The organism is Streptomyces avidinii (genome assembly GCF_014650695.1).
Lineage (GTDB): Bacteria > Actinomycetota > Actinomycetes > Streptomycetales > Streptomycetaceae > Streptomyces > Streptomyces avidinii.
Map to the genome: position 1 here is coordinate 348,548 of NZ_BMVL01000002.1, position 15,570 is coordinate 364,117.

The 15,570-nt window shown below is 71.3% G+C and carries 16 protein-coding genes; 11 read left to right on the forward strand and 5 right to left on the reverse strand.

Annotated features, from left to right (window positions below; translation table 11 throughout):
- Positions 1-116 precede the first annotated feature (116 nt).
- From IE257_RS05740 to IE257_RS05765, 6 genes are all read left to right on the forward strand, one after another.
- On the forward strand, positions 117-1,001 hold the full coding sequence (locus IE257_RS05740; RefSeq protein ID WP_189965327.1) for a phosphotransferase enzyme family protein: 885 nt from the start codon (positions 117-119) through the stop codon (positions 999-1,001).
- The gene (locus IE257_RS05745) at positions 998-1,471 is read left to right on the forward strand and encodes an NUDIX domain-containing protein (protein ID WP_229920145.1); all 474 of its coding nucleotides are present in this window, start codon (positions 998-1,000) and stop codon (positions 1,469-1,471) included. The genes IE257_RS05740 and IE257_RS05745 overlap by 4 nt, the downstream gene beginning before the upstream one ends.
- Positions 1,468-2,760 (forward strand): MFS transporter, encoded by a 1,293-nt coding sequence (locus IE257_RS05750; protein WP_189965329.1) that lies wholly within the window; start codon positions 1,468-1,470, stop codon positions 2,758-2,760. The genes IE257_RS05745 and IE257_RS05750 overlap by 4 nt, the downstream gene beginning before the upstream one ends.
- The gene (locus IE257_RS05755; protein WP_189965331.1) at positions 2,757-3,335 is read left to right on the forward strand and encodes a class I SAM-dependent methyltransferase; all 579 of its coding nucleotides are present in this window, start codon (positions 2,757-2,759) and stop codon (positions 3,333-3,335) included. The genes IE257_RS05750 and IE257_RS05755 overlap by 4 nt, the downstream gene beginning before the upstream one ends.
- Before the next feature lie 29 nt (positions 3,336-3,364).
- A complete protein-coding gene (locus IE257_RS05760) occupies positions 3,365-4,531 on the forward strand; it encodes a bifunctional class I SAM-dependent methyltransferase/NUDIX hydrolase (RefSeq protein WP_189965333.1) in 1,167 nt (388 codons plus the stop codon).
- A gap of 61 nt (positions 4,532-4,592) precedes the next feature.
- Entirely contained in the window at positions 4,593-5,375 is a 783-nt protein-coding gene (locus tag IE257_RS05765) for a PIG-L deacetylase family protein (RefSeq protein WP_189965335.1), read from the forward strand.
- A gap of 414 nt (positions 5,376-5,789) precedes the next feature.
- On the opposite strand, the gene IE257_RS05770 is transcribed toward IE257_RS05765, so the two are convergent.
- Both IE257_RS05770 and IE257_RS05775 read right to left on the reverse strand, forming a co-directional pair.
- The gene (locus IE257_RS05770) at positions 5,790-6,227 is read right to left on the reverse strand and encodes a hypothetical protein (protein WP_189965337.1); all 438 of its coding nucleotides are present in this window, start codon (positions 6,225-6,227) and stop codon (positions 5,790-5,792) included.
- 844 nt (positions 6,228-7,071) lie between these two features.
- A complete protein-coding gene (locus IE257_RS05775) occupies positions 7,072-7,665 on the reverse strand; it encodes an isochorismatase family protein (RefSeq protein WP_189965339.1) in 594 nt (197 codons plus the stop codon).
- A 379-nt stretch (positions 7,666-8,044) separates the two neighbouring features.
- On the opposite strand from IE257_RS05775, the gene IE257_RS05780 reads away from it, so the two are divergent.
- Positions 8,045-8,251 (forward strand): cold-shock protein, encoded by a 207-nt coding sequence (locus tag IE257_RS05780; protein WP_081524690.1) that lies wholly within the window; start codon positions 8,045-8,047, stop codon positions 8,249-8,251.
- A 453-nt stretch (positions 8,252-8,704) separates the two neighbouring features.
- Here IE257_RS05780 and IE257_RS05785 read toward each other — a convergent pair whose 3' ends face one another.
- On the reverse strand, positions 8,705-8,959 hold the full coding sequence (locus tag IE257_RS05785; RefSeq protein ID WP_189965341.1) for a hypothetical protein: 255 nt from the start codon (positions 8,957-8,959) through the stop codon (positions 8,705-8,707).
- A 367-nt stretch (positions 8,960-9,326) separates the two neighbouring features.
- On the reverse strand, positions 9,327-9,869 hold the full coding sequence (locus IE257_RS05790) for a hypothetical protein (protein WP_189965343.1): 543 nt from the start codon (positions 9,867-9,869) through the stop codon (positions 9,327-9,329).
- Between the two features lie 715 nt (positions 9,870-10,584).
- On the opposite strand from IE257_RS05790, the gene IE257_RS05795 reads away from it, so the two are divergent.
- Complete coding sequence (locus IE257_RS05795) at positions 10,585-10,776, forward strand: DUF1918 domain-containing protein (RefSeq protein WP_189965345.1); 192 nt, start codon at positions 10,585-10,587, stop codon at positions 10,774-10,776.
- An 892-nt stretch (positions 10,777-11,668) separates the two neighbouring features.
- On the opposite strand, the gene IE257_RS05800 is transcribed toward IE257_RS05795, so the two are convergent.
- Positions 11,669-12,313 (reverse strand): TetR/AcrR family transcriptional regulator, encoded by a 645-nt coding sequence (locus IE257_RS05800; protein WP_189965347.1) that lies wholly within the window; start codon positions 12,311-12,313, stop codon positions 11,669-11,671.
- Between the two features lie 121 nt (positions 12,314-12,434).
- Here IE257_RS05800 and IE257_RS05805 point away from each other — a divergent pair, with 121 nt between their 5' ends.
- From IE257_RS05805 to IE257_RS05815, 3 genes are all read left to right on the forward strand, one after another.
- Entirely contained in the window at positions 12,435-14,102 is a 1,668-nt protein-coding gene (locus tag IE257_RS05805) for an ABC-F family ATP-binding cassette domain-containing protein (RefSeq protein WP_189965349.1), read from the forward strand.
- Between the two features lie 74 nt (positions 14,103-14,176).
- Complete coding sequence (locus IE257_RS05810) at positions 14,177-15,091, forward strand: Vgb family protein (protein ID WP_189965351.1); 915 nt, start codon at positions 14,177-14,179, stop codon at positions 15,089-15,091.
- 71 nt (positions 15,092-15,162) lie between these two features.
- The gene (locus tag IE257_RS05815) at positions 15,163-15,534 is read left to right on the forward strand and encodes a VOC family protein (RefSeq protein WP_189965353.1); all 372 of its coding nucleotides are present in this window, start codon (positions 15,163-15,165) and stop codon (positions 15,532-15,534) included.
- Positions 15,535-15,570 lie beyond the last annotated feature (36 nt).

The window sequence follows — 15,570 nt, forward strand, 5'->3', positions numbered from 1 at the left end:
GCGTCGGCCGGCGCCGGCGAACCGCCAGGAGGACTCGTGTTCCCCCATCCCACCGCATCCGACTGCCGTGCGTCCTACCCCGTGGAGACCTTGCGCCCAGGCAGGAGGTCCGCCTGATGAGGCAGACGAAGACACTTCCCGCAGCGGTCCGGCGCTGGGCGGAGCAACGGATCGGGCCCGTCGTGTCCGTACGCGATGCCTCGCACGACTGGGACCGCTCCCGGGTGTGGGAGCTGGAGGGCGCAGACGGGATGCGCCGGTACGTGAAGGTCTCGCCCAGCGAGAAGTTCTTCACCCGTGAGACCCGGGCATACCGCCACGTCGTCCCCGCCCTCGGCCACAGCCGGGCACCCCGCCTCATCGACAGCCGCGCCCAGGACCTGGTCCTGCTGCTCACCGCGGTGCCCGGCGTCCCGGCGAAGGAGCTCGACCTGGCCACCAGTGACTGGCGGGCTGTGCACCGGCAGGCCGGAGCGCTGTGTGCCCGGCTCCACGAGGCCGGGGAGCTCGACCGCGCCGATCGGGTGGAGGCCGAAGCGTCCCTGGAGGCTGCTGCCGACGGAGCGGAGAAGTACCTGTCCCGCGCCGGTGACCGGCTCACCGGAGGTGAGCAGCAGGTGATCCGTGACCACGCCGCCCGGCTTCCACGTGTCGGCCCGGTGCCTGTCGGTTTCATCCACGGCGACAATCAGCCGAGGAACTGGCTGTGGTCCGCGTCCGGGCTCGTCCTTGTCGACTTCGAGCGGACCCGGCCTGCCGCCCGCATTCAGGACCTCGTCATCCTCGCGGTCACCCAGTGGGTCGACCATCCGGACCGCGCGCAGGCGTTCCTTCAGTCGTACGGGCGTCTCCTCACTGACGCAGAGCGGCATGCGCTGCGCTGCCTGGCCGCCCTGGACGCGGTCAACTGTCTGGCCTGGGGCCCCGACAACAACGACCAGGTGGTCACCGCCCGGGGCCGGCGGACTCTGGACCGGATCATGAGGGAGAGCCGGCCGTGAGCAACGTCCACCGGAGCATCTCGCACGTCATGGTCCTCCTCCAGCGTCCCGGCGACGGCTGGATCCTCACCGTCCGGCACCGGGCGGGGTCCTGGCACTCCCCCGGGCTGCTCACGGTGGTCGGCGGGAGGCTTGAGGACGGTGAGTTCCTCAACGAAGGCGCCTCACGAGAACTCGCCGAGGAAGTCGGCATCCACGTCGCCCCTGACCGCCTGCGGTTCTGCCAGCTGCCCCACTTCCACGCCGCGGACGGTGAGCGGGTGATCGGCGCCGTCTTCTCCGTGCCGGGGTGGGACGGCACCCCGTACAACCGCGAGCCGGACACCCATGTCGAGCTGGTGTGGGTGGACCCGGCGGCTCCGCCGCCCGACTGCCACCCCTTCACTCACGCGGTCCTCACGCACTTCGCCGCCGGCCTGCTCTACGGCAACGTCACCGCCCCGGAACTCCTGGGCGGTGAGGGCCGGTGACAACCTCCACCCGGACGTCGAAAGCCCCGAGGTGGGCGCCATCGGACCTGCGCCTACTGGTCGGAAGCGAAGGCGCGAGCCTGTCCGGGTCGGCAGTCAGCGCCGTCGCCATCCCCACCCTGGCCGTGCTGGAGCTCCACGCGTCCACCACCCAGATCGCCGCGCTCGCCTTCCTCGGACAGCTGCCGAACGCCGTCGTTGCGCTCCCGGCCGGCGCGCTCTCGGACCGGTACCCGAAGCGCCCCCAGATGATCTGCGCCGATGTGGCAGCCGCGGTAGCCCTCGTGACCATCCCGGCCGCCGCGATGGGCGGCATGCTCACCATCGGCCAGCTGTACGCGGTCGCCGTCGTCCTCGGCATTGCCAAGATCGTGCACGGTGCGGCATCCATCAGCTACCTGCCCGTCCTCGTCGAGCCCCACCGGCTCCAGCGAGCGAACTCCCGCCTCGGCGCTGCCTCGTCGGTGGCCGACAGCGCGGGAAGCAACCTGGGCGCCGCCCTGATCGGCACGGTCGGCGCGGCGCGCTCGGTCATCGTGGATGTCCTGTCCTACCTCGTCTCCGCGTTCCTCGTGTGGCGCATCCGCACACCCGAGACGACCGCCCCGCGGCCGCAAGGCCGCAGCCTCGCGCGGGACATCAGTGAGGGTCTGCACTATGTGGCCGGGCAGCCGACGATCCGCACGGTGATCGCCGCACTGTCCACGCTCGGCTTCGGGTTGGCAATCATGAACACGTACTGGGCGTACTACCTTCTCGCCGTCCTGAAGGTGACCCCGACGGCGTTCGGCGTGATCATGGGCATCGGAGGCGTCGGCAGCCTGGCCGGGGCACTCCTCGCCCCGAACATCGCCTCCCGTATCGGCATCGGACCGGCGATCATCGTCGGGTTCGCGGTCAGCCCTCTGGCGCAGGTGCCCCTCCTGCTCGCCGGGCCCGGCCTGCGTTGGCAGGTCACCCTCGCCCTGGTCCTGGCCGTGCAGCTGTTCTGGGCCACGGCATCGGGAACGAGCCAGAGGTCCCTCAGACAGATCATCTGTGACCCACGCTTCCAGGGGCGGATGCAGGCCGCCAGCACCACTGTGACCGCGGGGGCCCGTCCGCTCGCCGCCGCAGCCGCCGGCGCCCTGGTCCTCCACCTCGGCGTACGCACCACCCTCACGGTCGGCGCGCTCCTCCAACTTGTCCCGGTCGCTCTCCTGCTCCTGTCCCCTGTCCGCACGATGCGGCACATGCCCGCCCCGCCCCCACGCACAGCACTGCCCTCCGCCCGCGAAGGATCTTCATGACGATGACCGCGACCGCCGCGTACTGGGATCCCCTCTGGGCCCGAGGCCGCCGGTACCGGCAGCTCGACGAACCCGAGACACGGCTGCTCGACGAGCACCTCGGACCCGGCCGGGGCCGGCCGGCCCTCGACATCGGTTGTGGCGACGGCGCCCTCGCCCGTCACCTCCACCACCGGATGGGATACCGCGCCATCGGGATCGAATGGTCCCCCGACGCCCTCGCACTCGCCGCCGCCCAGGACTCCGCGGACAGGCCCGGCCCGCTGTGGAGATGCGCCGACATCAGAAACGGCGACCTGACCGACCTGCCGGAGCCCGCGTACGCGGTCATCACCTGCCGTCTGGTCTACCGGTGGCTCGACGACAAGGCGGCGTTCGTCAACCGCGTCCTCCGCATCCTGGTACCCGGCGGGATCTTCTGGGTGGTCACCGAGATCGCCGACCGCCGGAAGAACACCGACCCTCTCCAAAACCTCGGGATCGGCCCGGCCGAAGCCGAGATCCTCACCGCGGGCCGGTCCGCCGTCCGGACCCACGACCTTGACGTGCTCCGCTGCTACGCCCTGCGCCCCTGACCACCCCCGCCCTCTTGGAGGACACGTTGATGGACATCGAGAAGCAGACCGCCGGAATCTGGACCGCCTACGGGGCGCACCAGCTGACCGTGTGCCCGGACCTGCCGGAGATCGAGCGGTGGGACTGGGGCATCGCGGACACCGCACCCGGTCTGGAGAGCCTCGGGGACGTGAAGGGGCTTCGCGTCCTCGACCTCGGCAGCGGGCTGGGCCGACATGCCGCGCGCCTGGCCGCCCTGGGCGCCGAGGTCACCGCCGTGGACGCCTCCTCCACCCAACACGAGCGCGCTGTCACCCGATACCCGAGCACACCCGGGCTCCGCTTCGTCTGCGCCGATGCCGTCGCCCACCTGCAGGATGCGGCTCCCTACGACCTGGTCTACTCCGTGAACGGCGTGCCCTACCTGGACCCCCACAGGCTCCTCCCCGCGCTGGCCAACGCCATCAGGCCCGGTGGTCGACTCGTGTTCTCCGCGCTGCACACCAACTCGGCCGGCGCCGGCCCGTCGACGGCCGTCGCCCCACGCCCGGAGAACTTGCGGCTTCCGGCCACCACCCTGGATCACCCCGTCCACATGTGGGTCCTGACCCCCCAGCTGTGGGAGGACCTGTTGACCGGGCACGGCCTCGCCGTGGACAGGGTCACGGCTATCGACGCCCCGCAGCCGGACAACTCCGCCTCCTACCGGCTGTACGAGGTCCGCCGTCCGCAGCGGGTGCCGAGCCGCCCGCGCACCAGCACACCGCCGCCACCGCACGCCGCCGTCGGGGTCGGGGTCGGCGTGATCATCCAGAGCCCGGATGGTGTCCTACTGGGCCAACACCGGCGCGGCACCTGGGAACTGCCCGGCGGATCCGTCGAACCCGGCGAGTCCTTCGCCGAGGCCGCAGTACGGGAACTCCACGAAGAGGCCGACCTCGTGGCCGCAGCCCACGACACCATCGTGCTGGGAACCCTCCTCGACCGGGTGGGCGACGTCGTCCGGGTCACGGTGCCCGTCCTGGTCACCCGCTGGTCAGGCCTGCCGCAACAGAGCGAGGAAGCCATCGGGTCCTGGCGCGTCTGGCCCCTGGACGCGTTGCCCCAACCGCTGTTCGTACCCAGCGCGCAGTGCCTGACGGCATGGGATCCGACACTCCTCATCGACCACCCGCCCGCCGGCTTCCAGGCTTACACGGACGCCGGCCACGCATAGGGAGGCGATCCCACCTGCCCGCGCGTCTCCCACCACGACCTCCAGGAAGGCACCACCTACTGTGACGCCAACCCATTCCTCATCCCTGCCGTCTCTTCTGGGAGTCTTCGGACACCCGGACGACGAATCCCTCCTGGCCGGCGGCGTTCTCGCGCAGCACGCGGCAGCAGGCGCGGCGACCGCCGTGGTCACCGCCCCCTGGGCCCCCGACAGCCACCGGGCCGACGAGCTCGCCGACGCCCTGGCCATCCTGGGGGCGGGGAAGCCGCGGATGCTCGGCCTCGCCGACGCTCGAGTCCCCGACTCCGCGCCCGGCCGGCCGCGGCTGTGCGACGCCCCGCTGGACGAGGTGGTGGAGGGGATCGTCGAACACATCCGTGCTGTGAGGCCGCAAGTCATCATCACTCACGACGCCTACGGGCAGCTGACCGGTCACCCTGATCACGTCCGCACGCACCAGGCCACCGTCATCGCCTTCCATGCCGCAGGCCTCGAACACCGCTACCCGCAGGCGGGCGCACCCTGGCGGCCCGCAGCTCTGTACGCGGCCACGCACCCGCACTCCGCGGTGGACACGCTCGGCGCGCTCCTCACAGCGGTGGGGAAGAAGGTGCTGAGCGTGCCGGACGAGCACGTCACCGCGACGGTCGACGTAACCGTCTGGTCGGAGCAGAAAATGGCCGCGATCTCGGCCCGCCGCAGCGAAGCGGCACGGGAACGGTCCCTCCCGGGAATCCTGGCCCGCCTGTCAGCCCCGGCACGGGAGTCCATCAACGCGACGGAGTTCTACACCCGTCTCGATGCCGCGCCTGGGCCCGTTGGGCAGCGACAGCTCACCGTGTGACACCACCGGGACACCTCTGATCAAAAGGCCGGTGCACCGGAGGTGCTCCCCGCCGACGCGGGGGGCCCTCGTCGGTGCGGGTGGCGATCCGGGCGGCTTCGCGCTGCCCGGCCTCCCTGGCGGCCGCAGTTCGCAGGGCTTAGAGCACCTAACAGAAAGCCTGGTCACAGCCATATCCCCTTCCTGGCCGGCTCGTTGAACGAGTCATGGGGAAGGGGAACGGCCCTCCGTGGATGGTGCCGGATGACCTGTGGGGGCGGACACCGGCCACCACACCCTCCTTCGGTGATGACGGAGCCTTCGGGCCAAGGCCTCGGGGCGCGAATAGCTCAGCAGCGGGCTGCTACGACGGCCGCCAGGGCCTCGGTCCGGCACCCCGCGAGCCCCGGCCGACATCCCCGGGTGACGGTCAGCTCAGGCCACTCGTCCCGTGTGTGTTTCGACGAAGCGACGCAGCTCCTCGCGCGGATCGGGACCCAGTCCGTCGCTCCAGATCTGGTTGGTCTGCACCCCCGCGGGTATTCCGGCGAGCAGCATGTCGCGCATGGCCGAGGTGGCCGCCCGCTTGGCCGCCGTGACACGGTGGCGGCTCTCCTCGCTTCCGTCGTCCGCGGCCAGCACCTCTGTCAGCTGCCGCTGCCAGGCGCCTACCTTGTTCCAGGCGTACATCTCCCCGTGTCCGGAGCCCATGTGCTGAAGACCGACGAGTATCCATCCCTGACTGTCCGTCAAGGGCGTGTTCACCGAAACCCATGCGACGGCCAACTTGGCTGCCTTCCAGGCAAGTTCAGCATCCGCGTCGGCATTGAGGGGGCGGGCTGCGTCGGCGTTCCCGTCTCTGACTTCACTCATGAGCCGACCATAACATCAATATCGTCATTACGACGATAAGGGGGTCCGTTCAGGCCCCCCGACCACCCCCACGGCCGCCTGCCTGGGCGCAGCGCCCGGGACCCGAGCCGGTCCGGGTCAGACGGTTGGTGAGCTGATGCAGTCGTAGCGTTGGTAGCCGTGTCCGTCGCCGTGCCAGTCCAGGAACAGCACCGAATCGCCGAGCGCGGCCACGCCGGCCCCGGGGGGCCGATCGTCGCGGTCCGGTAGGGGCGCCGGTGCGCGCTCCGTTGGTCGAGCTGCCCTCCAGCCGCGCCTCAAGACCGGGGAAGTCACGCTCGGCCACCACGGGGCCGGCGCCCTCGCGGGACTGTTTGACCTGTACCCGCAGCTTGGCCCCGTCGAAGATCGTCTGGTTCTCCACGGGAAGAAGCCGAGCCCGTCCCACCGCACTTCGGCGCACGCGTGCACGGTGCACCCGGACCGAGCCGCGCACGTCTTCACCGTGACCCGCCAGTCGTCCGACCACGGCCCGCCATGGCTGCTGTCGTCAATGTCCCTCGTGCTGCTGGCGCACTTGCAGGCCGGGGCAGCCGTGGCGGAGGGAGCGGCCGGCGCCGCCACCGCCACCGTGGCCACCGCCGCGCGCTTGATGGCGCTCATGCCCGGTCAACGAAGGCGGCCCCCCACCAAGCACGGCACGGGCCGATCCTGGAAGACGCCAGCCCCGGGCGCCCCGCCCCAAGGGACCGGGGCACCCCAGGCAGGGGCGCGCACCCGCCCGCCCAACGAGCCCTCGCAGAACCTGGAACCTGTTCCGCGAGTGTGGACCGCCACAGGATGAGGGCGTCGCCTGCCCGCTGGACTACCTCGGCGCCGGTGCCTGGCCGGACACCTCGATGCCTGCCTGGCGGAAGTCGTCCAGAGTGGAGGCAACGGTGTCGGGGGCGACGCCGACCGAGTAGTCCAGGCGTACTCGGGTTCCGAAGCCGGCCGCGACAGCGTCCAGAGCGGTAGCACGCACGCAGTGGTCGGTCGCGATGCCCACCACGTCGACATCCCGCACCCCGCGTGCGCGCAGCCAGTCCGCGAGGGAAGTGCCTTCGCTGTCCGCGCCTTCGAAGCCGCTCTTGGACGCGCTGTGGGCGCCCTTGAAGAAGACGGCGTGGACCTTGCCGCCGGCGACGGCGGGGGCGAAGTTCGGGTGGAATTCGCCGCCTTCGTCTCCGGCGACGCAGTGGACGGGGAAGCTGTCCTTGAAGTCCGGGTTTGAGGAGAAGTGACTTCCCGGGTCGATGTGGTGGTCGCGGGTGGCCACGACGTACCGGTAGTCAGCGTCCGCGCGCTGCTCCACCAGCTCGGCGATCGCGGCGGCGATCTGCGCGCCTCCCGCAACAGGAACGCTGCCTCCTTCGCAGAAATCCTTCTGCACATCCACGACGATCAAGCCTCGGCTCATCACGAACACCCCTCAGGACGACGGAACGACCCCCGTCTTCTACCGGCACCCTCACCTTCGCCGGAGGCATGGCGGACTGCGCTCACCCACACAGCCGCAGACATTCACCGCAGGAACGATTCGCACTGCCGAAGGCCGTGAAGGGCCAAGTGCGCGTGCGCCGTCGTCGAGGGGATGCCCGACGGCACCGAGCGCCGCACCGGGATCCGGCTCGAACCAGAAAGCCCGCCGAGGCATGCCCGACCCGGCGTCGACTCGACCAACAGATGATCTTGAAAGTGCGTGTCCTGCGTGTCCTGCGTGTGGTGCGCAGGCCGGATGGGCACGATGGGAGACGGTCGCGCACCGCGGCCCGCGTGGCGTATCGATAGGGACACCGATGGCAACAGGCATTGTGAAGTGGTTCAACTCGGAGAAGGGGTTCGGGTTCATCCAGCAGGACGACGGCGGCCCGGACGTGTTCGTCCACTTCTCCGCCATCCAGACGACCGGCTTCAAGGAACTCGCCGAGGGCGCGAAGGTCGAGTACGACGTCACCCAGGGCCCCAAGGGGCCGCAGGCCGAGCAAGTGGTGCCGATCGGCTGACGGGCTCCGTACTCGCCCACCCATGACGGGAGCCTGCTGCCGGAGGGCCGGCAGGGGCTCCCAGGTGTTCGCACATCGCGCGGGTCACCGAGCAAGAGCCACTACACCCCTCCCTGGGAGTTCCCTCCGGTCAGGCCCCGGGCCCGGTAATCGCCTCGCGGGCGCCGTGCCACTGGACTTCCTCCGAGGGCGGCATCGACGATCCCGCTCAGGGCGATCAGGACATAGCTCGCCCGGCCCGCCCGGCCCGTTCGGCACCGCGGTGCCGGAGGGGTCCGCTGCCCGCATGGAAGGACAGAAAGGGCCCCGACCGGCCGGGGGGGCTGGTCGGGGCCGCGCCCGGCCCGGCGGGAATGCCGGGCGGGGCGGTCGAGGTGTGGGGCGGGAAGGGCGGTCGCCTCGCGGCGGAGGGCTCTGTTCCCACCCGCTGGAAAGCCTGCCCTGCGGCTCAGGTCAGCAGGCGACGGGAACGTACAGGCCGACGGCGACAGCCGAACGCCGGCACCCCGCGCGGACGGCAGCCGGCTCGGCCCGTACGTCCGTCCCCGGCCCCTCACCGGCGGCCTCGAGGGCCCTGGCGGCCGCCGTGTGCAGCTCGGCCCGCGCGGTCGCACCGTCGCCGGGGAAGCGCCGCGAGTTCAGCTGCGACCGCGACCGCGCCGACCAGCCGCGCCACCCCGGCCGGCCCGGACACCGACCGGTGGACATGGACGCCCAGCATCCCGGGCACCCACCCTTCGAGGGCACCCCGGATGTACTCGCACAACCCGTCGACACCCGCATGCGGGCCCTCCGGCGCGGTACCGGCGCTCATCCCCATGGTCACTGCCGCCACCGACAACACCCTCCGACAGGGGACCTCGGGCCCAGGAGCCGCAGCCGGCAGCGAGGTCCAGCAGACGGTCCCGCTCCAACGACGCGCCGCCGTCCAGGCGGAAGCGCCAGCTGGCGGGGAGCGTCATTCGAATCGTGCGGTATTCCTGTCTGGTCCCGGTGGTTGAGGGGTTCGGGCCGGCCTGTCCGTTGGAGCGGTTGTGGCCGGGCGGGAGCGCGAGTGCCCCGGTGTCGATAGGTGTCAGGATCGGGTGCCGGCCTCGCTCCGCTTCATGTAGCCGTCAGGAGGACACCCCGCGTCCGGGTCCTCCGTAGGGCACATGCTGGGGTCCTCTGTATCTCCGAAGTCCCCGTAGAGGTAGACCCACACCGTGCACGTCGGATCCTCGGTGAAGGACAGCCGAAGGTCATGGCCACGTGTGGCGGTCTCGTCGGGGGCGATGAGGCCGTCGGCTTGGGGGCTGCCGTAGAAGGCCCAGCGGCCATTGGACAGCTTCTCGGGGTGGGCGCAGTCAGCCATCGCCTTGACCTCGTCGAATCCCGTTCCGGTGAAGGTGTGTTCCTTCGAGAAGGTCAGGGACGTCCCTGCTGGGCTGGTCCACGTCCCTACCAGCTGCTCCTGCGGAATCTCCGCCGCGTGGATGGCTGCGCCGTATCCGCAAGACGCTGTGAGGACTACCCCGGTTACCGCAAGAACCATCGCCCGCCATCCACGCATGTCCGTAGACCTCTCCCCAGAGATTGGATGTCCGGCCTGCGGCCGCACCTCAATATATTTGAACATGCTCAAAAATGGCGGCTTCCCTCGGGGTCGCCGCAAGCGGCACCTCCCAGGCCGGCCCTATGACGCGGCTTCGACCGGTGGTCAGGATGGCGGGGCGGTCAGACGGGCTTCGAGGTAGGCGGCCCAGTCGGTGGAGGCGCGTCGTCGCCAGTGGGCGGCGGTGACGGGGTGGAGGCCGAGCATCGGCCCGAGGACCGCTGGGGGCAGGTCCTGGGCCAGGGCGACGAGGGCGGTGGCGCGGGCGGGCCGATTGGGGAGCCGCCGTGGTCAACGCCAACGGCAGCGTCAACCGGTCCAAGGGCATTTAGGCCGTCACCAAGCCCGCGACGGGCCACTCGTGCGTCGAGCTGGAGGACAAGGACCTCGACATCCGCAAGCTCGTCCCCACCGCCACCCTGCAATACATCAGCTTCGAATACGACGTCCGGATCTCCATGTGGCCCCACCCCTCGTGCGGGACCCGAACCGACACCTTCCTCGTCATCACCGGCAAGCCCGGCGTCTACGAAGACGCCTCCTTCTCCATCGTCGTCCCCTGACCCCCTTCTGCGGGCCGCGGGCCGGCACGGCAGGACTGCGCAGTGCCGACCCGCGGCCCGTCGCCCGTGCCACAACTGAGGTCGGGGCTGACAACTGTTTCCGAACCCGTGGGCCAAGTGGCGGTACGGGGGTGTCCAGGCGGGCCTCACAAGCCGTTCGCCACTAGCTTGGGTACATGCGAGCAAGCGTGGGAGACCGACTGCTGGTCCATGGCAGGACAGTTGGACAGCACGATCGGTCAGCAGAGATCGTCGAAGTGCTTGGCCCGGAGGGCACGCCTCCCTATCGGGTCCGTTTCGAGGACGGGCACGAGACCCTCATGTCGCCGGGCCCCGACACTGTCGTAAGGCACATGGAGGAGGAGTAGGCACCCAGATTCCTGGGCCGGCCGGAAAGGCTCCGGGGTGTCCTGGTGGTCACGGGGATGCCCCTGGCCCGAACTGCTGGCCGAGTGAGTCCAACAGCGCCCGAAGTCCCACCAGTCGCCGGAGTCCCGTTCGCGTAGCGGGAACTGTGACGCTTACCCGCACGTCGAGCATTTCGCTGCACACTGCCGACAGGATCCTGACCTGCGTCTTTGGGTTCAGAAACACCTTCTGAACTCCAGCCGCCAGCCCCGACCGTCACGTCCAGGCGCAGCCGCTGAAAGCGCAGCGGGTGGCGGTAGACGCCGCCGCGGTCGGTGGCGCGGTCGGCGCTGACCTCGGCGACCAGGGCGGGGTGGACGAGGGTGGTGTCGAGGACGTCGCGGCTCCCCCACGTCGCGGAGAACTCCGCCCCCGTGCACGGGTGCCCGGGCGCGGCCGCGGTGAAGTGCTCGGCGACCCGCCGGGCCGCGTCCGGGCGCAACGGTACGGTGCGGCCGACCGCGCGCAGCCCTTCGACGCCGGACACGCCCGTCCAGGACTCCAGCCATTCCCGCGCCTTGGCCAGGTCTGTCGCCATCGGGCACAACGTCCACGGGGCCGTCAGTGCGTACTCGGAGAACAGCCTCTCCAGCAGTCCGCGCCGCTCGCCGTACGGGTGCGTCAGGAGCGCTTGGCCGTCCTGCTGCAAGAGGTCGAAGGCGAAGTGGGCCGGGCGGCTGCGCCGCGGGCTCGGGTGGCGGCCCGGCGCCACAGCGCCTCGAACGACAAGCGAGTGACGGTCGTACGGTCCCGTAGTACCGCATGGCGTTCTCGCTCAGTCCCACCACCTCCGGCGCCGGCGCCGACGGGAGCGGGTGCCGGGGTGGCCGGCTGCGGGCAGTTCGTTCCGGGTCATTGCGGTGTGCTGAAGACGCCGGCGCCGGCCGCCGCGGCCGCGGCCCGGGCGGCGCGGTGCGGCAGCGTCGGGTCGGAGACGGCTCGGAGCAGCAGCAGCTCGTGGTAGAGCGGGGCGGTCGCCGCGACGAGCAGCGCCCGGCTGTCGGCGGGGCCGGGCAGTTCGCCCCGGTCGGCTGCTCGGGTGGCGACCACCGCGCACCGTGCGTAGCGGTCCTCCCAGAAGCGCGACAGCGCCGTCGCCGCCTGCGTGGAGCGGAATGCGGCGGCGATCAGGGCCGTGGTCAGGTTCGGCCCGCCGCCCGTGAGTGCCTCGTACACCTCCTGGTTGAGGGCGGTCAGGTCGTCTTCCAGCGAGCCGGTGTCCGGTGGGCTCCACGTGTCGTCGGACGCGGTGTCGAGCACGTCGGCCAGCAGGTGCCCGACGTCGCGCCAGCGCCGGTAGACGGTGGTGCGGTGGACGCCGGCGCGTTCGGCGACCGCGTCGACCGTCAGCCCGTCGTACCCGGCCTCCAGGAGCAGCGCGCCCACCGACTGCAGTACTTGAGTGCGGACGCGGGCGCTCCGGCCGCCCGTTCGGCGTCGCCTCATGGCCGGTTCCTGCTGGCCGGAATCTTCGCTTGCCTGCGCGGGGAAATCCATGCCAGCATTTTAACGCAACATTCGTCGCCTTAAAGGAGAAGTCCCGTGGCCATCCACCGCGTTGCCGCCCGCCACACCGCCGCCGTGACGACCCCCGCCCCCGAACCACTGGAGCCGCCCTGTGACCGCACAGCTCACCGCGTCTGACCTCACCAAGTCCTACGAAGGCCGCCTGGTCCTCGACTCCGTCGACTGCTCCGTCCCTGTCGGTGAATGTCTCGGCATCGTCGGCGAGAACGGCTCGGGCAAGTCCACCCTGCTCCGGCTGCTGGCCGGGGCCGAGTGCCCGGACCGCGGCGAGGTCGTCCTGCACGCCGAAGGCGGCGTCGGCTACCTCGCGCAAGAAGAAAGCCTCCCCCCGCATCTGACCGTCCAGCAGGTGGTCGACCGCGCCCTCGCCGAGCTGCGCGCCCTCGAGCGGGACCTGCGTCGGCTGGAGGCCCGCATGGCCGGCGGCGACGCCACCGCCGAAACCCTCACCGTGTACGCCGACACCCTCACCGCCTTCGAACTACGCGGCGGGTACGACGCGGACGCCCGCGTCGAGCGTTCCCTGCACAGCCTCGGCCTGCCGGGCCTGCCCCGCGAGCGCGCCGTCGGCGGCTTGTCCGGCGGTGAGGCCGTACGCCTGCGCCTGGCCGTACTGCTCGCCGCGGCCCCGGAGGTGCTGCTCCTCGACGAGCCCACCAACCACCTCGACGGCGCCGCTCTGACCTGGCTGGAGGACCAACTGCGGGGCCGGCGCGGCATCACGGTCGTCGTCTCCCACGACCGGGTCTTCCTGGAACGCGTCGCCACCTCCCTCCTGGAGGTCGACGGCGACCTGCACAGGACCGTGCGGTACGGCAACGGCTATGCCGGCTACCTCGCCGAGCGCGCCGCCGAGCGCCGGCGCCGCGCCGAGGCCCACACCGCCTGGCGCGCCGAGACGGCCCGGCTGCGCGAGACCGCCACCGTCACCGCCCGCCGGGTAGCACCCGGCCGGGCCATGAAGGACGGCAACAAGATGGCGTACGACCGCGCCGCCGGCCGGGTCCAGCAGTCCCTCGCGAGCCGGGTCCGCAACGCCGAAGAACGCCTCGCCCGGCTGCTGGCCCGGCCGGTGCCCGCACCCGCTGACCCGCTGCGTTTCACCGCCGTACCGCGCACCGCCACAGCCACCGCTGCCGCCGGACCGGCCGGGTCCGGCGACGTGCGACGCGTGCTGCTGGCCGCGGCGGGCGTCGCGGTCGAGGACCGGCTCGCGCCGGTGGACGTGACCGTGCCGGCCGGCGGCCGGCTGCTGGTCACGGGCCCGAACGGGGCGGGCAAGAGCACCCTGCTGCACGTTCTGTCCGGCGCCCTGGCCCCCGACCTCGGGCAGGTCGTCCGGCACGGCCGGACCGGGCTGCTGGCCCAGCACACCGGCGCCGACACGTGTCGCCGGACGCTGCTCGCGGCCTACGCCGAGGGCCGCCCCGGGACTCCTGAGGAGCATGCAGAACGGCTCCTGTCCCTGGGCCTGTTCACCCACGACCGGCTTTCCGCTCCGGTCGGCTCCCTGTCCGTAGGGCAACGGCAGCGGCTGGCCCTGGCCCGCCTGGTCACCGAACCGACTGACGTCCTGCTGCTGGACGAGCCCACCAACCACCTCTCCCCCACGCTGGCGGAGGAGCTGGAGGAGGCGCTGGCCCGGTTCACTGGCGCGGTCGTCGTCGTCAGCCACGACCGGCGGCTGTGTGCCCGCTGGCCGGGCGACCGGCTCGCCCTGCGCGCCCCGGCGTCCGCCGCAGCCCGTGCATGCCCGTGACGACCGGCCGGCCGCTCCACCCTCTTCCCACCTCCCCACCTCTCCCCCTCTCCCCGCCGAAAGGGCGCCTCGCCTTGAACACCTTCGTAAGCCCGCTCGGAACCCTCGGCCTACCCACCGCCGGCTCCGGCCCGTACGCGCTCGCCGTCGGGCCGGACGGCCACCTGTGGTGCACCCTCGTCCACGCCGGGCGCATCACCCGCCTCACCCCGTCGACCGGCCGCGTCGAGGAGTTCGCACTGGACTCCCCCGACTGCGGCCCCACCCTGATCACCGCCGGACCGGACGGCGCCCTGTGGTTCACCCGGTACCGCGACCACCGGATCGGCCGGATCACGGTGGACGGCGAGACCCGCTCGTACGCGCTGCCCGGCGGCGCGGGCGGGCCCTACGGGATAGCGGCCGGGCCCGACGGCGCCGTGTGGTTCACCCTGACGAACACCGATCGCATCGGCCGGATCGGCACGGACGGCAAGGTCCGCGAGTTTCCGCTGCCGTGCAAGGGCGGATTCCCGTCCTTCCTCACGGCGGGGCCCGACGGCGCCCTGTGGTTCACCCTCAACCAGGCGAACGCGATCGGCCGGATCACGGCCTCCGGCGAGGTCCGGCTCTACCCCCTGCCCACGCCCGGCGCCGCCCCTGTCGGGCTCGCGGCCGGCCCGGACGGGAGCCTGTGGTTCGCCGAGATCGGCGCCGGGCGGATCGGGCGGCTCACGACCGGCAGGGCAGGCATGGAGATCACCGGGTTCGCGCTGCCCGAGGCCGACTGCCGCCCCCACGCCGTCGCGGTCGCCCCGGACGGGGCCTGCTGGTTCACCGAGTGGGCCACCGGCCGGATCGGCTCCGTCACCCCGGACGGGACGGTCACCGAACACCCGCTCTCGGCCTTCGACAGTGAACCCCACGGGCTGGCATTCGGCCCGGACGGCACCCTGTACGTCGCAGAGGAGCGCAGTGGCATCTCCAGCTGGGAGGTACACCCCGCCTGAGCTTGTTCCTTCACCTTGGGCTGGACACCTGCCGTTCGGCCCGATCGCGGGCCAGTGGCAAAGTGAGCCGGATGATCGGACACCTGTACACCGTTGTCATCGACTGCCCCGACCCGGATGAGCTCGCCGGTTTCTACGAGAAGCTGCTGTCGCTCTCACGGCAGGCGGACACCGGCGACTACGTCGTGCTTCAGAACGCGGCGGGCACATCGGTGGTCCTCTTCCAGCGGGTAGACGACTTTCGCGCGCCTCGCTGGACGGATTCCGCGCGTCCTCAGCAGATGCACATCGACGTGATGGTCACGGACCTCGATACGGCTGAGGCCCAGGTGCTCGCCCTCGGTGCGACGCTGCTGGATGGTTCGGACAAGCCGATCGGCTACCGCGTCTACGAGGACCCCGTCGGCCATCCGTTCTGCCTGATCACTCCCGAGGGAGCCTGACCTCGCCATTTGGGGCCGGCGTCGAAAATGACTCGC